This is a genomic window from Rhodococcus sp. NBC_00297 (assembly GCF_036173065.1).
In the GTDB taxonomy this organism is placed as follows: Bacteria; Actinomycetota; Actinomycetes; order Mycobacteriales; family Mycobacteriaceae; genus Rhodococcoides.
The window spans coordinates 807,575-824,718 of record NZ_CP108041.1 but is presented as its reverse complement, the minus strand read 5'-3'; the positions used below and the strand labels follow the sequence as shown (position 1 = coordinate 824,718).

The window sequence follows — 17,144 nt, the reverse complement described above, 5'->3', positions numbered from 1 at the left end:
TGCAGCGGACCGCGTACCCGACACGATCGCGAGAAAACGTGATCGGACAGAATCCCGGAATGAGGACGAGTGCCGGTGTGCTGCTGTTCCGCGGGGGTGGGGGCGAGCTGGAGGTGCTGCTGGCTCATCCCGGCGGACCCTTCTGGGCGCGCAAGGACGCCGGCGCCTGGTCCATACCGAAGGGCGAGTACGACGCCGACACCGAGGATGCGCGCACAACGGCGGCCAGAGAGTTCGCGGAGGAACTCGGGTCCCCGGTGCCCGACGGGGACTGGATCGATCTCGGCACGGTCGCGCAGTCCAGAGCCAAGTCGGTTCGTGCGTTCGCCGTGCGCGGCGAACTCGACCCCTCGACCGCCGTGAGCAACAGTGTGGAGATGGAGTGGCCACCCAGGTCGGGGCGACGGCTGGTGTTTCCCGAGGTCGACCGCGTGGAGTGGTGTGACCGGAAGTCCGCGCGGCGTCGGCTGCTGAGCGGGCAGGTTCCGCTACTCGACGCCCTCGACCGCCACCTCAAGCAGCTCTGAGGCGCACGTCGCGCGGGCGGAGAACCTGTGTGCAGAGATCCGCGGTGAACGCGGATCTCTGCACACAGACCGTCGACGCATCGCGGAGCGGACTGGTCGCCGACGTGATGAGACGGATCGCTCAGCCCACTCAGGCGGCGCCCTGACCTCCGCCGCCGCCCTCGGTCATGCCCTCGTCACGGTCACCGTCGGCGTTGCGGAACTCGTCGAGTGTCGCCTCCGCCGCGTCGCCGGTCTGTTCGGCGGCACCGTCGGAGGAATCGTGGAGATCGTCCTGATCCGGCCCGCCCTCACGCCGCTCGGGGATGTCTCCCGCCGCCTGCTTGGCCTCGTCGATCTTCTCCTGCACGGAGTCGAGCATCGTCTCGTCCAGTTCGTCGGCCATGAGAACTCCTTCGATCGCGGGGAATGTGCCTCGTCACACTGCGTTTTCCCCGTTGTACCGGCGGGTAACCACGATCTGTCACCGAATGACACGGAGCGGTCGTTCCGGCTGCTCTTGCACCGAGACTCAACTTCCATCACAGGGGGCACATCACATGGTCAGCACCACCGCACACACCGAACGGGCGACGCTCGTCGCCCAGCTTCGCGCTCTGCTCGCGCTCACCAACACCGAGGTTCAGGTGGCCGAGACCCGCGTCGCACAGGCTCGGACGGAAGCTGTCCGCGAGGAACTGCTGCAGAACGCGTCGAACGGACGCGATCGCGCTGCTCGCATCGATGCCGCCATTCGCGAACTCGGCGGCTTCCCCGGCGTCGTCGCACCCGTCGTCGGGCGCCTCACCGCGCTGCTCAAGGCCATCGGCGAGCAGGCGCAGCCGTTCGACGAGGCCCTTCTCGGCGATCTCGCGCTGGAGCACCAGCTGCTCGACCGCGCCCGTTACGTCAAGGCTCTCGCCACGACCGCGTCCGCGCCGAGCGTCGTGTCGCTCGCAGACGATCTCGTGACCGCCCACACGGCGACCGTCGAGTGGCTCACCACCGTCCTCGCCGAGGATGCCCTCGGTGGACCGGCCGCACTGCGTCGCACGCCGATCCAGGCCGCCACCGGTGCTGCCGTGCGTCTCATCAACACGCCGGTCACCTGGTCGTCGCGAGGTGTCGACCGCGTCGTCGGCACGGCGAAGGACGTTCCCGCGAAGGTGTCCACCCTCATCGGCCGCGGCCAGCGCGCGACCGAACTGGCCGTCGACACTGTCACCGCGAGCCGCGACGCGGCACTCGAGACGGCCGAGGAGGTCACTCGTGACGGCGGCGCGACCGGTGTCGCCGACGCGATCCACCGCACCCGTGCGGCCGGCGGGACGCTCGAGGAGCACGAACTTCCCATCGCCGACTACGACGGTCTGAACGTCGCCGCAGCAGTCGCCGAGATCAAGGAACTGACCGATCCGGCAGATCTGCGCACCGTGGTCGCCTACGAGGAGCGCAACAAGAACCGCCACTCGGTGGTCTCCGCCGCGCAGACTCGTCTGGCAGCGCTGGCGAAGGACATCGTCGGCATCTCCTGATCCACTCATACGGAAGCCCCCGAGGATCATCGATCCTCGGGGGCTTCGTCGTTCGTCGGTCCGGTCAGCCCGCACGCCTGGTCGGGGTGTCGGCATGGTCCGGTCGTTCTCGGCGGGAGGGTGCCGAGTCGAGGGGAACCGGTCGTGCAGTCTCCGCTCCGCACCGTGCCATCACGGCCTCCCACCATTCCTGCCGCGGACCGGTCTCGGTCCAGACCACCGTGTCGATGTCCATCTGTTCATCTCCTGTCGAAACACCGGAATGCGTCGACGCCTCACTTCTCGAGCGCTGTGAGGGGGATTACCCGTTCGGAGCAGGATCACACCGACCGACCGAGACGGTCAGCGCCACCACGTCTCACTGGGGGTGACCGGAGTGGTGCGCTTGTGCCGGGTCTTGACGAACCAGTTCTCGATGGTGGCGGCGGCCTCGTCGGGCACGTCCTCGCCTTCGAGGTAGGCGTCGATCTGGGCGTACGTCACACCCAGTGCCTCCTCGTCGGGCAGCGCCGGCCGGTCGTCCTCGAGGTCGGCCGTGGGTACCTTCTTCCACGTGCTCTCCGGGGCACCGAGTTCGCGCAGCAGGGCCGCACCCTGGCGCTTGGTCAGGCCGGTCAGCGGCGTGAGGTCCACACCGCCGTCGCCGTACTTGGTGAAGAACCCCGTCACGGCCTCGGCAGCGTGATCGGTACCGACGACGAGCAGGTTCCGCTCGCCCGCGAGCGCGTACTGGGCGACCATCCGCTCGCGTGCCTTGATGTTGCCGCGAACGAAGTCGCGCAGTCGATCGACTCCGAGGGCCGTGGCAGCTGCCACGCCTGCGCCGTCCGCGGACGGCTTGATGTCCACCGTCACCGTGGTGTCGGGGCGGATGAAATCGAGCGCGATCGCCGCGTCGGCCTCGTCCGCCTGCTCACCGTAGGGGAGTCGTACGGCCATGAACGTCGCGTCGCCGCCGCCGGCGCGAACGCGTTCCGCGGCGAGCTGGCACAGGCGTCCCACGAGTGTGCTGTCCTGTCCGCCACTGATGCCGAGTACGAAGCCGGCAGTTCGGGTGGCGACGGCGTAGTCGGCGAGAAAGCCCACCCGCGTGTCGATCTCCGCCGCGGGATCGATGGTCGGACGGACCTCGAGTTCGGTTCGAATGGTGTCGCGAAGGCTTGGCATGACTCAACGCTAGCGCCGATCCTCCGCGCGTGCCGGGGATGTTTGTCACCGGACGGAGCGGGAAGGACTACCGGTCCGTGCAGCACTGAGAGAGGAAACGGAAGACACATGTCTCACCACGTCGAGACCGAGGAACTCATCGAGGGCGAGGCGGCCGAACCGGAGCAGCGCGTCGACACCGACGAGGATCTCGCCGAGCTCTGTTCGGAGATCGCGGAACTCGCACTCGAACGCGACCTCCGTATCGCCACCGCCGAGTCGCTCACCGCCGGGAACATCGCTGCCAATCTGGGCCGCGCGTCGTCGTCCGGAACGTGGTTCCGCGGGTCGATCGTCGCCTACGCCAGTGAGGTGAAGTACTCGCTGTTGCAGGTACCCCGCGGCCCCGTGGTGAGCGAGGAGGCCGCCACGGCCATGGCGAGCGGAGCGGCGTCGGCGCTCGGCGCGGATCTCGCCGTGGCCGTCACCGGTGAGGCGGGACCGGAGACGAACGAGGACGTGGAACCCGGAACGGTCTGGTTCGGCATCGCCGACCACGGGACGACCAGCGCGGAGCGCGTGGTCTTCGAGGGCGACCCGAAGGACGTCCTGGCCGCGACCATCGAACGCGCGCTACGCCTGCTGCGCGACCACGCCCGGTCAGGCGCCCAGCGCGAGTAGGGCGATGTCGTCGATCGGAGAGAGGTCGGGGATGAGGGCGACCAGATCCTCGACCATCTTCGTCGTGGACAGTCCGAGGCGGGCCTGCGTGAACTGCGCGAGACCGTCCTCGCCGAACATGGTGCGCCCGTCGGGACGTGCCTCGGTGATGCCGTCCGTGTAGAGCAGCAGTGTCTGCCCCTCCTGCAACCGGAAACTGCACGCACTGAAGGTCGCGTTCGGCAGAGCGCCGACGAACATGCCTGTACTGGAACGGATCTCGTGCACCTCGCCGCGAGCGGGATCGAGGAGCAGGGCGGGCGGGTGCCCGCCCGTCGCCAGTGTGACGCGGAAACCGCCGCGAGGATCCGGGGTGATCACACCGAACAGCACGGTGCAGAAACGCTGATGCGAGGTGTCCATCAACAACAGTCGATTGAGCTCGGCGAGCCCCTCCGTCGGATCGTCGTGGTGCAGCGCCGCGGCCCGCAGGGTGTAGCGGACCAGCGAGGTGACGGCCGCGGCGCCGGCGCCGTGGCCCTGGACGTCGCCGAGGAAGAACGCCCACCGGTCCTTGCCCAGCGCGAAGACGTCGTAGAAGTCGCCGCCGACCTGCAGCGGTGACGAGGCGTGGTAGTGCGACGCGAGCGTCAGACCCTCGATGGTGGGAAGGGAGGGTGGGAGCAGCGTGCGCTGCAGCACGGCGGCGTAGTCACCGATGATCGCGGAGTCCGCCTCGGCGCGCGTGCGGAGTTCCCGCTCGGCGCGCACGGTGGTCGCGGCCGACAGTCGCAACTCGAACTCGTCCATCGCTATGTCGGCCAGTTCCATCAGGATGTCCGCGCGATCGTCGGACACCGTGCGCGGCACCACGTCGTAGACGTTGACCGTGCCGAGCCGGAAGCCGTCGGCAGTCACGATGGGGGCGCCGGCGTAGAAGCGGATGCCGAGATCGCCGCGGACGAAGGCACTACCGGCGGTGGCCGGGTTCGCCAGGGTGTCCGACGCGACGAAAGGCCCGTCGTGCGTCATCGCCATCGTGCACAGGGCGTCGTGACGTTCGGTGTGGTCCGGGAGCCCGTCGCCGTAGGTGGCGGTGAACCGCACCAGGTCGGCATCGATGATGGACACGGACGCGTACGGCGCGTCGAACCAGCGGGCCGCGAGGCGGGCGATGCGGTCGAAGGCGCCGTCGGCGGCGGTGTGCTCGACGTCGTACCGGGCCAACGCGGCCAGGCGTGCCGCCTCGGCGGCCTGCGCGAGGTCGGGACCGAGATCGAGGGAATCGATCGCCGTTCTCGACGTGGCACGGCGCGGGGAGTCGAACGCGTGGGACGAGAGTGCAGTCACGAAGCCTCCGGTGAGACGAGAGCGGTAATGCTCTCCCCGGGGCTGGAGGAGGAGAGACTCACGGGGAGCCTCAGCAATCGCGTACGAGTCTACGAGACCTGATCGTCGGTGTCGATGCCGGATGTCGGTGCCACGTCCCATGCCATGGTCACGGTGGTGCCCGAGTCGGCGGACGACAGCGTGACGTCGTCCGACAGGGTCTCGATCAGCGGCAGACCGCGGCCACGGAGGGGCCCCGGCGACGAGTCGGACCACGTCCCGTGATCACGGACGGCGACCTCGAGCCGAGCGGAGTCGTAGGTGGCCTGGAGGTCGAAGACGCGTCGACCGGTGGTGGCGGCATAGGCGTGCTCGACGACGTTGGCCATCGCCTCGTAGACGGCGAGCACGATGTCGTACGTCCGCGCCGTGTCGAACGGCGTGTGCGTCAACCACGCACCGAAGCGGACACGAGCGTCGGTGATGCGCTGCGGTTCGGCGTCGAGATCGGTGAGGGACAACTGGGTGGGGGGCTGGTGGTGCTCAGTCGTCGCGTCGTCGATCACGAGGGGAGGAGTACCCCACGCGTGCCCGGTCCTCACACCGGGAGCGCTGCTCATGCGAGGTCGTCGACGGGCGAACCGGACGTGGTGACGGCCGCGAGCGCCGCCTCGCGGGTGTCGAGCACGGGGAACGTCTCGTCGAGACCGACCAACTGCAGGGGGCGAGCGGTGGCCGCACCGCGGGCGACGACGGCGAAGGCGACGTCGTCGCCCACCGCCTGATGCGAGGTCACCAGCACGGTCATACCGGCCGACGCGAGAAAATCGACACCCGTCAGATCGATGATCAGCGCACTCGACGCCGTGGTCCGTACGGCGTCCACCGCATCCTGAAGAATCGGCGCGGTGGCCAGATCGAGTTCGCCCACGACTGTCAGGATCGCTGCGTCGTCGTGCCATTCGGTGTCGACACGGAATGCGTCCGTGGTGTTCTCGGCGATCGACATCGGATGTCCTGCCTTTCGGTGTTCGGTCCAGAAAGGCCATTCAAGCAGCCGAGTCCGACCGATGCCACACCGGCTCCGAGCGCCGGGTGGGGAGTTTGACGGGGTTTTTCCAGGGTATCGAGCCCCGATGAGCAGCATCGGTACGGGCGGCCGACGCGTTCTCGTCGTGGGCTGGTCGAGTGTCGAGAACGGCGAGTGCACGGCCGGGGACCAGAAGGCCATGTGGGCTGTCGCGGACGCGGTGGCCGCGGCCGGGCACCGGGTGGACATCGCCTGGAGCACGGTCATGAGCCGCGCCCCGCTCGGCTCCCGAGCCGGCCGTGACGTCCCTCTCGCCGACGTCGACCCGAGCGAGTACACCCATCTGCTGTGGGTGTGCGGGCCGGTGAGCGGGAGCGAGATCGAGGCGCTGCACCGCAGATTCGCGCACTGCCGCCGTTACGCGGTGGGAGTCAGCGTCGTCGACGTCGCCGGTGCGGCGTACACGGGGTTCGACGAGGTCTTTCCCCGAGACATCGACGTCCCGGCCGGCGAGTCGGGTGGGGCGAGGTGCCACGCCCCACCCGTTCCGGACCTGGCTGCCGCGGCGGCACCCGGAGCCGTGCCCGTCGTCGGGGTGTTCACGACGTCCGGTCAGCGCGAGTACGGGACGCGTCGCCGACACGGGGCGGTCGCTGCCGTTCTCGACGACTGGCTCGCCTCCCGGCACGATCTGGCGGTGCTGGATCTCGACACCCGGCTCGATCCGCGGTCGTGGCGATCACCGTCGACGTCGGCTGCGGTCGAGTCGGTGGTGCGCCGCCTCGACGTCGTCGTCACGATGCGCCTGCACGGACTGGTGCTCGCGCTGTCCGACGGCATTCCCGCTCTCGCGATCGACCCGGTGGCCGGGGGAGCGAAGGTGACCGCGCAGGCCACGGCGTGGGGGTGGCCGGCGGTGCTCGCCGCCGACGACGTGGACGCAGCGTCGCTGTCCCGATGGACGGCGTGGTGTCTGTCCGACTCCGGTCGCACGGAGGCGGCGCAGGCGGCTGCGCGGGTGCGCCCGGTGGTGGCGGATCTGCTCGTCGATGTCGTGCGGGCACTCGCATAGTCGCGTGGTCGGTGGGTAGTCGACCGACATGACCGATACCTCGTCCACCCCCGGCGACACCCGACCTCTGGCGCTCGTGACCGGTGCCTCCAGCGGCATCGGGCGCGAGCTGGCCCGACTCTTCGCGCGCGACGGTCACGACCTCGTCGTCGTGGCGGAATCCGACGGCCTCGACGTGGTCGCGACCGAACTGAGCGCGACCGGCGTGTCGGTGACCCCCGTGACCGCGGACCTGGCGACGCCGGACGGTGTGGCGCGCGTCGCCGACGCGCTGCGGGCGCAGGGCCGCCCCCTCGTGGCCGCGGCTCTCAACGCCGGTATCGGTCGCGGCGGCGCGTTCACCGAGGTGCCGCTCGACGACAGTCTCGCCGTCGTCGACCTGAACGTCCGTTCGACGGTGCATCTCGCGAAGGTGGTGCTGGACGGCATGATTCGCGCCGGTGAGGGCCGTGTGCTCATCACCTCGTCGGTGGCCTCGACCATGCCCGGCCCGTACCAGGCCGTCTACAACGCGTCCAAGTCGTTCCTGCAGTCGTTCGCGGAGGGGATCCAGGGCGAACTCAGTGAGTCACCCGTGACCGTCACGTCGCTGATGCCCGGACCCGTCGAGACCAACTTCTTCCACCGCGCGTGCATGGACGACACCGCCATGGGCCGGTCGAGGAAGGACGACCCGGCGGACGTCGCGCGTGCGGGATACGACGCCATGCAGGCCGGCTCGCGCAGGGTGGTGGCGGCGTCGGTGATGTCGAAGGCGATGGCCGCGGTCGACGCGGTCCTGCCCGACGTGGTCAAGGCGACCGGCCACAAGGTACTGGCCAAGCCGCGAGAAGCCCTGCGCCGGTGATGCTTCGAGCCGTCAGAGTCGGTCGCGCACGGCGGTGAGCACGTCGGACACCGAGATGTCGAGCAGGCCGGGATCCGCCGTGTCCGCGTGCGGATCGCCGGTGCGTCCGCTCCACAGCACCGTGTGCGGCCCGTCCGACGGCGGCCCCCACCAGCGCGGCGGGGTGGGACCGAACAGTACGACGGACGGCGTCCGGTAGGCGCTCGCGAGATGCGCCACACCGGTGTCTCCGCACACCACCAGGTCGGCATCGCACACCAGCGCTGCCAGGTGCACGAGGTCCAGCTCTCCGGCCAGGACCGCGTCCGCGCCCAGTCCCGCCTGGTCCGCGATCGCCCGACAGAGACCCCTCTCCTCGGCCACTCCGGTGAGCACCACCAGGTGGCCCTGTCGGTCGAGTCGTGCTGCCACGCGGGCGAACCGGTCGGGAGGCCATCGGCGTGAGAGCGACGCCGCGCCGGGGTGCACGACCACGGACCGCGTCACGGGCACGTCGGCGGGCCGAGCGATCAGTCGATCCCGCCGGTCCGCCGACGCGCCGCCGTACTCCGTCAGGCGGCACCATCGGTCGACCTCGTGGAGCTCCTGCATCCACGGTGGGCCCGCGAGTCCCCGATCGGGGTGGGCGTGGGTCAGGATCGACGGTGCGCCGGTGGCGACGCACACGTCGATACTCTGCGGTCCTCGCCCGTGGAGGTTGATCGCGAGGTCCGGGGTCGGACCCGGAGGCGGTCCCGTGAGGCCGCGGGTGTCGATCACCTCGTCCACGCACGCGGTACCGTCCGCGCCGTGCGCCAGAGCGACGAGGTCGGCATACCGGTCCGGCATCGCCAGGGCGAGGTGCGCGTCCGGGTACTGCGCGCGCACGGCTCGGAGCGCCGGCACCGCGGTGAGCAGATCGCCGAGACCGAGCGCGCGCAGGACGAGGATGCGGGAGAGGTTCAGGGCCAGGACGATTCGGTGGAGCAGGTGACCACCAGCTCGCGAATCTCGCAGCCCGCCGGCTGTGAGAGAGCGAAGATCACCGACGCGGCGGTGTCCTCCGGCCGGTTCAACTTGGCGTCGGCCGGCGGCTTGTACTGCTCGGTGCGGCCGTCGAAGAATGCGGTGTGCATCCCGCCGGGGATCAGCAGCGTCACGCCGATCTCGCCGGCGGTCTCGGCGGCGAGGGCTCGGGTGAAGCCCACGACGCCGAACTTGGAGGCGCAGTAGGCGGTGGCGTCACCCACGGCCTTGATGCCGAGCGTGGACGCGCACGTGACGACGCGTCCGTGCGACTCGGTCAGCGCGGGGAGGGCGGCGCGCACGACGGCGACGGTGCCGAGCAGATTGACGTGCACCACCCGTTCCCAGTCCTTCGTGGACACCGAGCCCAGGGGACCGCACGAATCGACGCCGGCGGCGGTGAACACCCCGTCGAGACGGCCGGCGCGGGAGACGAGCTCCAGGGTGGCGGCTTCCGCGGCCGCCGAGTCGGCGAGGTCGGCGACCACGTGCTCGACACCCGATTCCGGTGCGACGCGGTCGATGACCAGCGGTGTGCCACCGGCGTCGAGGACGGCGTCGACGACGGCGGCGCCGAGGCCGGATGCACCACCGGTGACGAGAACGGTTCCGAGAGTGGGGGTCATGAGAGTTCCTTCCGTGGTCGATCGTGTGGACGGGTCAGGCAGGGCGTGCGCGTGCGGCGTCGACGAGCCGAGTGGTCGAGTACCCGCCGACCACGGGGACGAGCACGATGTCGCCGCCGTGACGACGGACGGTCTCCGCCTCCGGCAACGTCGCCTCCGCGTAGTCGGATCCCTTGACCCAGACGTCGGGTCGTAGGCGGTCGAGGACGGCGGTGGGGGTGTCGTCGTCGAACACCACCACGGCGTCGACGCTGCCGAGTTCGAGCAGCACGCGCGCTCGATCTCGTTGCGAGACCACCGGTCTCGTAGGTCCCTTGGCGCGGGCGACGGAGGCATCGGAGTTCAGGCACACCACCAGGGCGTCGCCCATCAGTCGGGCCTGACGCAGCAACGAGACATGGCCGGTGTGCAGGAGGTCGAAGCACCCGCCGGTCGCGACGATCCGACCGCCGGCACGTCGGACGCGGTCGATCGTCGTCTCGGCGTCCTCGGGAACGGTCGTGAGCGCGGCAGCGGGGATCTCGCCCTCGCATCGGGAGAAGCCGACGGCGCCGCCGGACACGACGAAGCGGGCCGCCGCGTCGACGGCCGCCCGGGTGGCGGCGAGCAGGGTGGCACCGCCCAGCAGCGCGGCCGCGGCCGCGGTCGCGAACCGGTCACCGGCGCCGCACGTGTCGGCGCCCCGCCCTGCGGCGCCGACGTCCGCGCCGATGGGTACCTCGGTGCGATCGTCGCCCTCCACGAGGACTGCGCCACGTGAACCGGTGGTGACGGCGACACCGGCGGCGTGCAGAGCCGCGGCCACCCGGTCCAGCACCGCCTCCTGGTCCTGCGCGCCCGTGACTCGCCGAGCCTCGTCCAGGTTGGGGGTCGCGAGCATGGTGCCGCGCACCGGCGCGGGCCCTCGAGGATGGGGGTCCCACACCACGGGAACGCGCTCGGCCGCTGCGTCGAGACATGCCCGTAGTGACGGGTTGGCCGCCACGCCGCGGCCGTAATCGGACACGAGAACGGCTCCCGCGGAGGCGATCGCGTCGGACACCCGGGTCGGCACGTCGGCGCGGGACGCCCGCCCGTCGCCGGAATCCAGGCGCAGCAGGGGCTGTCCGGACGCCTGCACACGGGTCTTGCGCACCGTCGTGCCGTCGAGCGGCATCGTCACCACCTCGACGTCGCGCTCCAGCAGGTCCAGCACGGTGTCCGCACCGGCGTCGACTCCCACCGCGGTGACGAGCACCGTGGGCACGCCGTGGCGGGCCGAGATCAGCGCGGCGAGCCCGGCACCACCCGGGCGACACCAGCTCCGGGCGACGTCGACGACGGGAACGGGCGCCTCGGGGCTGAGCCGCTCCGCGACACCCTCGACGTCGACGTCGAGCAACGTGTCGCCCACGATCACCAGCGGACCGGGATCAGGCGCCGCACTCACGTCCGCACTCCCAGTGCCGTGTCGAGCGCCAGACACAGCCCGTGCACCAGTGCCAGGTGGATCTCCTGGATCGTCGCGACGGTGGGTGCCTCGACGGCGATCGCGTCGTCCGCCGTGGCGGCGAGTTCGTTGGGAGGAGGGCCCGTCAGAGCCCACACGGTGACGCCGATCTCCTGCGCAGCCTTCGCCGCTGCGAGCACGTTCCGGCTCGAGCCACTGGTGGACAGCGCGACGAGGACGTCCCGCGGGCGGCCGTGGGCACGGACCTGGCGCGCGAAGACCTCCTCCTCGCCGTAGTCGTTGACGATGGCGGTGGTGGCCGAGGTGTCGGCGTGCAGGGCGATGGCGGACAGCGGGTGTCGATCGTGCCGGAAGCGGCCGACGAGTTCGCCCGTGAGGTGCTGCGCCTCCGCGGCGCTCCCGCCGTTGCCGCACGCGAGGAGCCGACCACCGCCGTCGAACACGGTGGTGAGGTGGGCCGCCCACCGGGACAGGACCGGGGCCGCGCCCGACGCCTGCCGGGCCGCGGTCTGCAGGGCTGCGAAGTGTTCCTCGATCATCGTCCGCCTCCGGGTGTGGGAATGGGTGTGGGATCTGGTGCGGGAACGGCTGTGCGCCGGGTGGTGAAGCGATGCACGGCCTCGACCACGTCGCCAGGGTCGATGCCGTCCAGGCAGGGGTGCCCCGGCACCGGACAGCGCCGCGCTCGCGTACCCCGGCACGCCGCAGTCTGATCGCCGAGAACGACGCGAGGCACCCCGTGGGGCGCCCACCGGACGGACGACACCACGGGCGCGAAGAGAGAGACCACCGGGGTGCCGACGGCCGCCGCGAGATGGGCCGGCCCGGTGTTGGGGGCGACCACGACGTCGGCGCGATCGAGGACGTCCGCGAGTTCGGCGAGGTCGACGCGTCCGGCCAGATTCGCCGCGTCCTCGTCGGCCACGTGGGCTGCGAGCCGGGCCTCCTCCGCGGCTCCCGTCACCACCACGCGATGACCCTCCGCGACGAGCGCGGACACGATGGCCCGGCTGTGGTCCGGTCCCGGCCGACGGGCCGCCACGGCGGCGCCGGGATGCACGACGACGTAGCTCTCGGGACCGGTCAGGTGCGAGGTGTCCGGCAGTGGGCGCCGCACCGACAGGGCGCTGCCACCGAACTCGTACCCGGCCGCGCGCACCAGGGACATGGCACGCTCCGCTTCCGGAACGTCCTCGTCGGGTGCTCGGTGACGCAGATCGAGCAACGAGCCGGGGTAGTCCTCGCAGTGCGCGCCGATCCACGGGATCCCGGCGAGTCGGCCGAGCAGCGCGAGCGGGAGCGGCGACTGGTGGAACGAGCCGAAGACGAGCAGCCGGTCGAACGCTCCGTCGGCGAGTCTCGAGACCAGCGCATCCATCTCGGCGCGGTCGACGGCCGGCGGATCGAGAACGATCCACGGTGCGGTGAACGTGATCACCTCCTGCACGCCCGGAAGGAGTTCCGCCGCAGCGCGCCCGCTGGGACCCACGAGCATGGTCACCGAGTCCTCCCGCGCGATCGCACGCACCGCGGGGCCGGTCAGCAGGACGTCGCCCATGCTGTCCAGGCGAGCCACGAGCACCCGTCTGCCTTCCGAACGTCGCCCACTCACACGGCACCTGCGATCACGGCCGACACGGCGGCCGCCACGGTGGGCGCCACCGCGGCGTGACGGCGAGCATGGTCCACCTCGTCCGCACGGGTGCGGGGCGTGGGCACGAGGATCGCGCGTGCACCCGCAGCCTGTGCTGCGCCGATGTCCGCGCCGATGTCCCCGATGAGGACGCAGTCGGCTGGGGACAGGCCCAGTTCCCGTGCGGCGGCATCGACCATGCCGGGGCGGGGCTTGCGGCACCCGCACCCGTCGGCCTCGCCGTGGGGACACACCTGCCATGTGTCGAACGGACCCAGCAACGTCTCGACGCGTGCATTCACCGCGTCCAGTTGCTCGGGTGCCACCAGACCGCGGGCCACGCCGGACTGATTGCTCACCACGCCGACCTTGATACCGTTGTTGCGCAACAGGTCCAGGGCCTCGCGCGCCCCGTCGACGGGTGTCACCGCGTCGGGATCGGCCAGATAGGGGACGTCCACGATGATGGTGTCGTCGCGGTCGAACAGCACGGCACGCGCCGGACCCGTGGACGCGTCCGACCGGACGAGACGATGACGCAGCTCCCCGCGTGCCCGGTACGCCACGGCGAGTGGCGGGATCAGCGCCGACGTGACGGCCATCGAGACGCACTCCCGTGACGAGCGAGGTCCCGCGGCGATGCGGCGCGCCGCGAACTCCGCGGTGAGTGTCGCCCAGGCCGACGCGGCGGCGGCGGCGATCCTTCGCCGGCCCCTCGACACGGATCGCACGGCGACGGCGGCCGTCAGCGTCGTGACGACGTGGCGGGGCATCATGCCCGGACCCTCACCGATCTCGGAGCGCCAGTCGCGGCCGTACTTCAGGCGCATCAGCGCGTTGTCCTCGTTGCCACGTTGCGCGCGCAGACTCGCCCACGGGTCCGCGCTCACGGCGGGCGGGTGTGTGGTGATCCTGGTGCCGGTGACGATCTCGTACCCGGCGCGGCGAACGCGGACCGCCAGGTCCGAGTCCTCGCGGTACGCCCGTGGGAACCGCTCGTCGAAGCCGTCCACCGTGCGCAACGCCGTGCGTCGATACGCCATGTCGGCAGTGATCCACCGCGCCGTGGACAGCGCCGCGGTGCGGCGTTCGTCGTCGGTGGGCCGACGGTCCGTCGGCAGTGGCACGTCGATCACGGCCTGCGACGCCCCCACGGACGACGGCAGTCCGCGCAGGTCGCGCACGAGGTGGTCCCGCCACGTCGACGCGACCGTCACGTCGTCGTCGAGGAACGCGACCCACTCGCTGCTCGTGTGGCGCCAGCCGACGTTGCGTGCAGCGGCTGGTCCACGCCCACCGCAGCGGACCGGTCGGACGGTGAGATCGAGTGCGGGGAGGTCGAAGGGCTCGGTCGCACTGCGCGGCCTGTCGTCGACCACCACCACGACGTCCGGTGTCGGACCCGTTCCCGAGTCGAGCGCACGCAGCAGTGTGGCCAGGCCGGGCCGACCGATCGTCGGGATCACGACGGACCACGTCGGCTCGCTGTGGGCCGGCGCGCTCATCGGCTTCGCCGGACGAGGAACGGTCCGATGGCCAACGCGTCGACGGGAGAGGATCCGAACAGCTCGAGGGCGTCGTGCGGGCTGTCCACCATGGGTCGGCCCGCGGTGTTGAGGCTCGTGTTGACGACGACCGGGATGCCGGTCCGGCGATCGAACTCGCGCAGCATCGCCGCGGTCGGCCCCGAACCGTCCTCCACGGTCTGGATGCGCGCGGTGCCGTCGACGTGGGTCACGGCCGGGAGCCGATCGCGCCACGCCGGGTCGACGTCGTGCACGAACAGCATGTAGGGGCTGGGAATCGGACCGCGGGAGAACAGTTCGGGAGCGCGATGCGCGAGCACCATGGGTGCCACGGGCCGGAACTGCTCGCGCCCCTTCACGTCGTTGAGGCGCTCGACGTTTCCGGCATGACCGGGATGGGCCAGCAGCGAGCGGTGGCCGAGCGCGCGGGGACCGAATTCGGACGGGCCCTGGAACCACGCGACGATTCCGTTGTCCGCCAACACCTCCGCCGCGGCGGAGGCGAGGTCGACGGGCCGCTCGAACGGCACCTTGGCCACGGTGAGCTGGGCGGCGATCTCGTCGTCGCTCCATCGGCGACCGAGAGCCGCCGTCGTCATGGGCGCGATGGTGTCACCGGCCTCGGCGGCCACCGTCGCTGCTGCGCCCCACGCGGTTCCGCTGTCACCGGCGGCCGGCTGGACCCAGATGTCGTCGAACGGACCCTCGGCGAGCACACGGGTGTTGGCCACACAGTTGAGTGCGGTTCCGCCGGCCATGGCCAACCGGTGTTCGCCGGTCCTGTCGGCGAGTTCGCGGGTCAGGGCGAGCAGCACCTCCTCCACGACGGCCTGCACACTGCAGGCCAGGTCCGCGTCGCGCTCGTCGAACCGCGCGTCGGGGGCACGGCGGGGCACCAGCTGCTCCCAGTCGATCCACTCGGTGCGGAAGCCGCCGTCGTCGGTGACGTGGACGAACCGACGCAGCAGAGGGAGGTGCCGGGGCCGTCCGTACGAGGCCAGTGCCATCACCTTGTACTCGTCACTCGAGCGAGCGAACCCCAGGTGTTCGGTGAGGTCCTCGTACAGCAGTCCGAGGGAGTGCGGAAGGCTCTGCGTGGCATGCACTTCGAGCTTGGAGTCGATGTAGCGGCCGGACAGCATCGAGGTGCTCTCGCCCCGGCCGTCGGACACCAGTACCGCGCAGGAGCCGCCGAACGGAGCCAGCAGCCCCGCCGACGCGGCGTGCGCGACGTGGTGCCGCACATGGTGGAACGACCCCACGGGTGCCCCGCCGAGAACGGTGGACAGGAAGTGCGGAGCGCGCTCGGCATAGGTCGTACGCAGCTCCTCCCACCGTGGATCGAGGCCACCGTGGCGATCTCCGTGCACGGCGTCGTGGTCCACCAGGGCGGGGTCGTACGAGTACGCGACGGCATCGATGTCCGACGCGTCGAGGCCGGCGTGATCGAGGCACCAGCGAATCGCCGCCTCGGGAAGCTCCCACGCGGAGAACGGAACCGGCCGCTTCCCGTGCTTGCGTCGGGAGAAGCGCTCCTCCTCCGCCGCGGCCACCGTGCGGCCGTCGACCATGACCACGGCGGCCGAATCGTGGAACACCGCGTTGATCCCCAGCACGCGCATGACTCACCTCCTCTTCGTCCGATCGATCCTCCGGCCGCGCCGGTGAGGCCCGATCTACCCGCCGGCCGCGCCGGTAAACACCGTGTTCGGATTCGGTCGTGATGACGGAGCGGTGTCGGCGAACCACCGGACCGTGCGGGTGAGACCGTCCGCCAGGTCGACGGTCGGGCTCCATCCGAGAGCAGTGCGCGCGACGGTGATGTCGGGGCAGCGGCGCTGGGGGTCGTCCTCGACCGGCGGGCACGGTGCCACGGTGAGGTCGCACCCCACGACCTCGGCCACGGCGCGCGCGATCTCGAGCACCGTCCGTTCGTCCGGGTTGCCGATGTTGACGGGCCCGGGATGCGCCGACCGGATTAGTGCGAGCAGCCCGGCAACGGTGTCGTCCACGTGGCAGACCGACCGGGTCTGCAGACCGGAGCCGGTGACGGTCAGCGAGCGGCCCTCCAGGGCCTGGCACACGAAGTTCGGAATCATCCGCCCGTCGTCGCGGCGCATGCGCGGGCCGTACGTGTTGAAGATGCGGGCGATCGCCGTGTCGACGCCGTGCGTGCGCCGGTAGGCCGCGGTGAGCGCCTCGGCGTAGCGCTTCGCCTCGTCGTAGACGCTGCGCGGACCGGTGGGGTTGACGTTCCCGTGGTACGACTCGGACTGCGGGCTGACCAGCGGATCGCCGTACACCTCACTCGTCGACGCCAGCAGGAACCGGGCACGGTGCTCGCGGGCGAGCTCGAGAGCCCGCTCGGTTCCGACGGCACCCGCGTGCAACGTCTCGAGAGGCAGCCGGTGATAGTCGTCGGGGGAGGCCGCGGACGCGAGATGGAAGACCTGTCCCGGGTCGGCACGGGTGATCGACCGGGGCAGCGGTTCCGTGATGTCGTGCTCGACGACACGGAACCGCGCCTCGCGGTGGAGGTGCTCGATGTTGTCGAGCGACCCCGTGACGAGGTTGTCCACACAGACCACCGCGGTGCCGTCGGCGAGAAGAGCCTCGCAGAGATGTGATCCCACGAATCCCGCGCCGCCGAACACGACCGCGCTTCTCGACGACCTGCCAGTTCGATTCGATCCAGCTCCCTTGGACATGGCGCGGCAGATACCCGTGAGTGCACCCGGCAAACGCGTTTGTCCGGACCCGTTCCGGGTAGACCGGGCGC

At 70.8% G+C, this 17,144-nt stretch carries 18 protein-coding genes; 5 read left to right on the top strand and 13 right to left on the bottom strand.

Annotated features, from left to right (window positions below; all coding sequences use genetic code 11):
• The first annotated feature begins 59 nt into the window (after window positions 1-59).
• Entirely contained in the window at window positions 60-527 is a 468-nt protein-coding gene (locus OG947_RS03865; protein ID WP_328813145.1) for an NUDIX domain-containing protein, read from the top strand.
• Window positions 528-657: 130 nt separating this feature from the next.
• Here the strand turns inward: OG947_RS03865 and OG947_RS03860 are convergent, their stop codons facing one another.
• Window positions 658-912 carry a hypothetical protein gene (locus tag OG947_RS03860; RefSeq protein ID WP_027503971.1) on the bottom strand — a complete coding sequence of 85 codons (255 nt, stop codon included), beginning with the start codon at window positions 910-912 and terminating at the stop codon, window positions 658-660.
• Window positions 913-1,066: 154 nt separating this feature from the next.
• On the opposite strand from OG947_RS03860, the gene OG947_RS03855 reads away from it, so the two are divergent.
• A complete protein-coding gene (locus tag OG947_RS03855; protein ID WP_328813144.1) occupies window positions 1,067-2,041 on the top strand; it encodes a ferritin-like domain-containing protein in 975 nt (324 codons plus the stop codon).
• Window positions 2,042-2,383: 342 nt separating this feature from the next.
• On the opposite strand, the gene nadE is transcribed toward OG947_RS03855, so the two are convergent.
• Window positions 2,384-3,208: an ammonia-dependent NAD(+) synthetase gene (gene nadE / locus OG947_RS03850; RefSeq protein WP_027503969.1), complete on the bottom strand. Its 825-nt coding sequence runs from the start codon at window positions 3,206-3,208 to the stop codon at window positions 2,384-2,386.
• 108 nt (window positions 3,209-3,316) lie between these two features.
• Here nadE and OG947_RS03845 point away from each other — a divergent pair, with 108 nt between their 5' ends.
• Window positions 3,317-3,868, top strand: a complete 552-nt coding sequence (locus OG947_RS03845; RefSeq protein ID WP_081821031.1) for a CinA family protein — start codon at window positions 3,317-3,319, stop codon at window positions 3,866-3,868.
• Here OG947_RS03845 and OG947_RS03840 read toward each other — a convergent pair.
• The 3 genes from OG947_RS03840 to OG947_RS03830 all read right to left on the bottom strand — a co-directional run bounded on the left by OG947_RS03840 (window position 3,848) and on the right by OG947_RS03830 (window position 6,185).
• Window positions 3,848-5,197: a PP2C family protein-serine/threonine phosphatase gene (locus OG947_RS03840; protein WP_308014295.1), complete on the bottom strand. Its 1,350-nt coding sequence runs from the start codon at window positions 5,195-5,197 to the stop codon at window positions 3,848-3,850. The two genes, OG947_RS03845 and OG947_RS03840, sit on opposite strands and share 21 nt — an antisense overlap.
• An 89-nt stretch (window positions 5,198-5,286) precedes the next feature.
• Window positions 5,287-5,796 (bottom strand): ATP-binding protein, encoded by a 510-nt coding sequence (locus tag OG947_RS03835; protein ID WP_204866650.1) that lies wholly within the window; start codon window positions 5,794-5,796, stop codon window positions 5,287-5,289.
• Window positions 5,793-6,185 carry an STAS domain-containing protein gene (locus tag OG947_RS03830; protein WP_051612937.1) on the bottom strand — a complete coding sequence of 131 codons (393 nt, stop codon included), beginning with the start codon at window positions 6,183-6,185 and terminating at the stop codon, window positions 5,793-5,795. Before OG947_RS03830 ends, OG947_RS03835 begins: the two co-directional genes overlap by 4 nt.
• A gap of 127 nt (window positions 6,186-6,312) precedes the next feature.
• Between OG947_RS03830 and OG947_RS03825 the strand changes: the two genes are divergently transcribed.
• Together OG947_RS03825 and OG947_RS03820 are read left to right on the top strand one after the other, a co-directional pair.
• Window positions 6,313-7,278, top strand: a complete 966-nt coding sequence (locus tag OG947_RS03825; RefSeq protein ID WP_328810110.1) for a polysaccharide pyruvyl transferase family protein — start codon at window positions 6,313-6,315, stop codon at window positions 7,276-7,278.
• 28 nt (window positions 7,279-7,306) lie between these two features.
• The gene (locus OG947_RS03820; RefSeq protein ID WP_328813143.1) at window positions 7,307-8,125 is read left to right on the top strand and encodes an SDR family NAD(P)-dependent oxidoreductase; all 819 of its coding nucleotides are present in this window, start codon (window positions 7,307-7,309) and stop codon (window positions 8,123-8,125) included.
• Between the two features lie 12 nt (window positions 8,126-8,137).
• On the opposite strand, the gene OG947_RS03815 is transcribed toward OG947_RS03820, so the two are convergent.
• Genes OG947_RS03815 through OG947_RS03780 form a run of 8 tightly spaced genes read right to left on the bottom strand, consistent with a single transcriptional unit; the run spans window position 8,138 to window position 17,073 of the window.
• A complete protein-coding gene (locus OG947_RS03815) occupies window positions 8,138-9,010 on the bottom strand; it encodes a glycosyltransferase family 9 protein (RefSeq protein ID WP_328813142.1) in 873 nt (290 codons plus the stop codon).
• 56 nt (window positions 9,011-9,066) lie between these two features.
• A complete protein-coding gene (locus OG947_RS03810; protein WP_222638222.1) occupies window positions 9,067-9,756 on the bottom strand; it encodes an SDR family oxidoreductase in 690 nt (229 codons plus the stop codon).
• A 34-nt stretch (window positions 9,757-9,790) separates the two neighbouring features.
• On the bottom strand, window positions 9,791-11,185 hold the full coding sequence (locus tag OG947_RS03805) for a PfkB family carbohydrate kinase (RefSeq protein ID WP_328813141.1): 1,395 nt from the start codon (window positions 11,183-11,185) through the stop codon (window positions 9,791-9,793).
• Complete coding sequence (locus OG947_RS03800; RefSeq protein ID WP_328813140.1) at window positions 11,182-11,745, bottom strand: D-sedoheptulose-7-phosphate isomerase; 564 nt, start codon at window positions 11,743-11,745, stop codon at window positions 11,182-11,184. Before OG947_RS03800 ends, OG947_RS03805 begins: the two co-directional genes overlap by 4 nt.
• Window positions 11,742-12,782 (bottom strand): glycosyltransferase family 9 protein, encoded by a 1,041-nt coding sequence (locus OG947_RS03795; protein ID WP_328813139.1) that lies wholly within the window; start codon window positions 12,780-12,782, stop codon window positions 11,742-11,744. The genes OG947_RS03800 and OG947_RS03795 overlap by 4 nt, the downstream gene beginning before the upstream one ends.
• Before the next feature lie 32 nt (window positions 12,783-12,814).
• Window positions 12,815-14,344 carry an HAD-IIIA family hydrolase gene (locus OG947_RS03790; protein ID WP_328813138.1) on the bottom strand — a complete coding sequence of 510 codons (1,530 nt, stop codon included), beginning with the start codon at window positions 14,342-14,344 and terminating at the stop codon, window positions 12,815-12,817.
• Complete coding sequence (locus OG947_RS03785) at window positions 14,341-15,987, bottom strand: carbamoyltransferase family protein (protein ID WP_328813137.1); 1,647 nt, start codon at window positions 15,985-15,987, stop codon at window positions 14,341-14,343. The genes OG947_RS03790 and OG947_RS03785 overlap by 4 nt, the downstream gene beginning before the upstream one ends.
• 54 nt (window positions 15,988-16,041) lie before the next feature.
• The gene (locus OG947_RS03780) at window positions 16,042-17,073 is read right to left on the bottom strand and encodes a GDP-mannose 4,6-dehydratase (protein WP_328813136.1); all 1,032 of its coding nucleotides are present in this window, start codon (window positions 17,071-17,073) and stop codon (window positions 16,042-16,044) included.
• Window positions 17,074-17,144: the final 71 nt, after the last annotated feature.

What these genes read in the sequence shown, in the direction of transcription:
- OG947_RS03865 (WP_328813145.1), top strand. Translation starts at nt 60, where the DNA reads ATGAGGACGAGTGCCGGTGTGCTGCTGTTCCGCGGGGGTGGGGGCGAG.
- OG947_RS03820 (WP_328813143.1), top strand. Translation starts at nt 7,307, where the DNA reads ATGACCGATACCTCGTCCACCCCCGGCGACACCCGACCTCTGGCGCTC.
- OG947_RS03845 (WP_081821031.1), top strand. Translation starts at nt 3,317, where the DNA reads ATGTCTCACCACGTCGAGACCGAGGAACTCATCGAGGGCGAGGCGGCC.
- OG947_RS03830 (WP_051612937.1), bottom strand. Translation starts at nt 6,185, where the DNA reads ATGTCGATCGCCGAGAACACCACGGACGCATTCCGTGTCGACACCGAA.
- nadE (WP_027503969.1), bottom strand. Translation starts at nt 3,208, where the DNA reads ATGCCAAGCCTTCGCGACACCATTCGAACCGAACTCGAGGTCCGTCCG.
- OG947_RS03785 (WP_328813137.1), bottom strand. Translation starts at nt 15,987, where the DNA reads ATGCGCGTGCTGGGGATCAACGCGGTGTTCCACGATTCGGCCGCCGTG.
- OG947_RS03855 (WP_328813144.1), top strand. Translation starts at nt 1,067, where the DNA reads ATGGTCAGCACCACCGCACACACCGAACGGGCGACGCTCGTCGCCCAG.
- OG947_RS03800 (WP_328813140.1), bottom strand. Translation starts at nt 11,745, where the DNA reads ATGATCGAGGAACACTTCGCAGCCCTGCAGACCGCGGCCCGGCAGGCG.
- OG947_RS03780 (WP_328813136.1), bottom strand. Translation starts at nt 17,073, where the DNA reads ATGTCCAAGGGAGCTGGATCGAATCGAACTGGCAGGTCGTCGAGAAGC.
- OG947_RS03810 (WP_222638222.1), bottom strand. Translation starts at nt 9,756, where the DNA reads ATGACCCCCACTCTCGGAACCGTTCTCGTCACCGGTGGTGCATCCGGC.
- OG947_RS03825 (WP_328810110.1), top strand. Translation starts at nt 6,313, where the DNA reads ATGAGCAGCATCGGTACGGGCGGCCGACGCGTTCTCGTCGTGGGCTGG.
- OG947_RS03860 (WP_027503971.1), bottom strand. Translation starts at nt 912, where the DNA reads ATGGCCGACGAACTGGACGAGACGATGCTCGACTCCGTGCAGGAGAAG.
- OG947_RS03835 (WP_204866650.1), bottom strand. Translation starts at nt 5,796, where the DNA reads ATGAGCAGCGCTCCCGGTGTGAGGACCGGGCACGCGTGGGGTACTCCT.
- OG947_RS03790 (WP_328813138.1), bottom strand. Translation starts at nt 14,344, where the DNA reads ATGAGCGCGCCGGCCCACAGCGAGCCGACGTGGTCCGTCGTGATCCCG.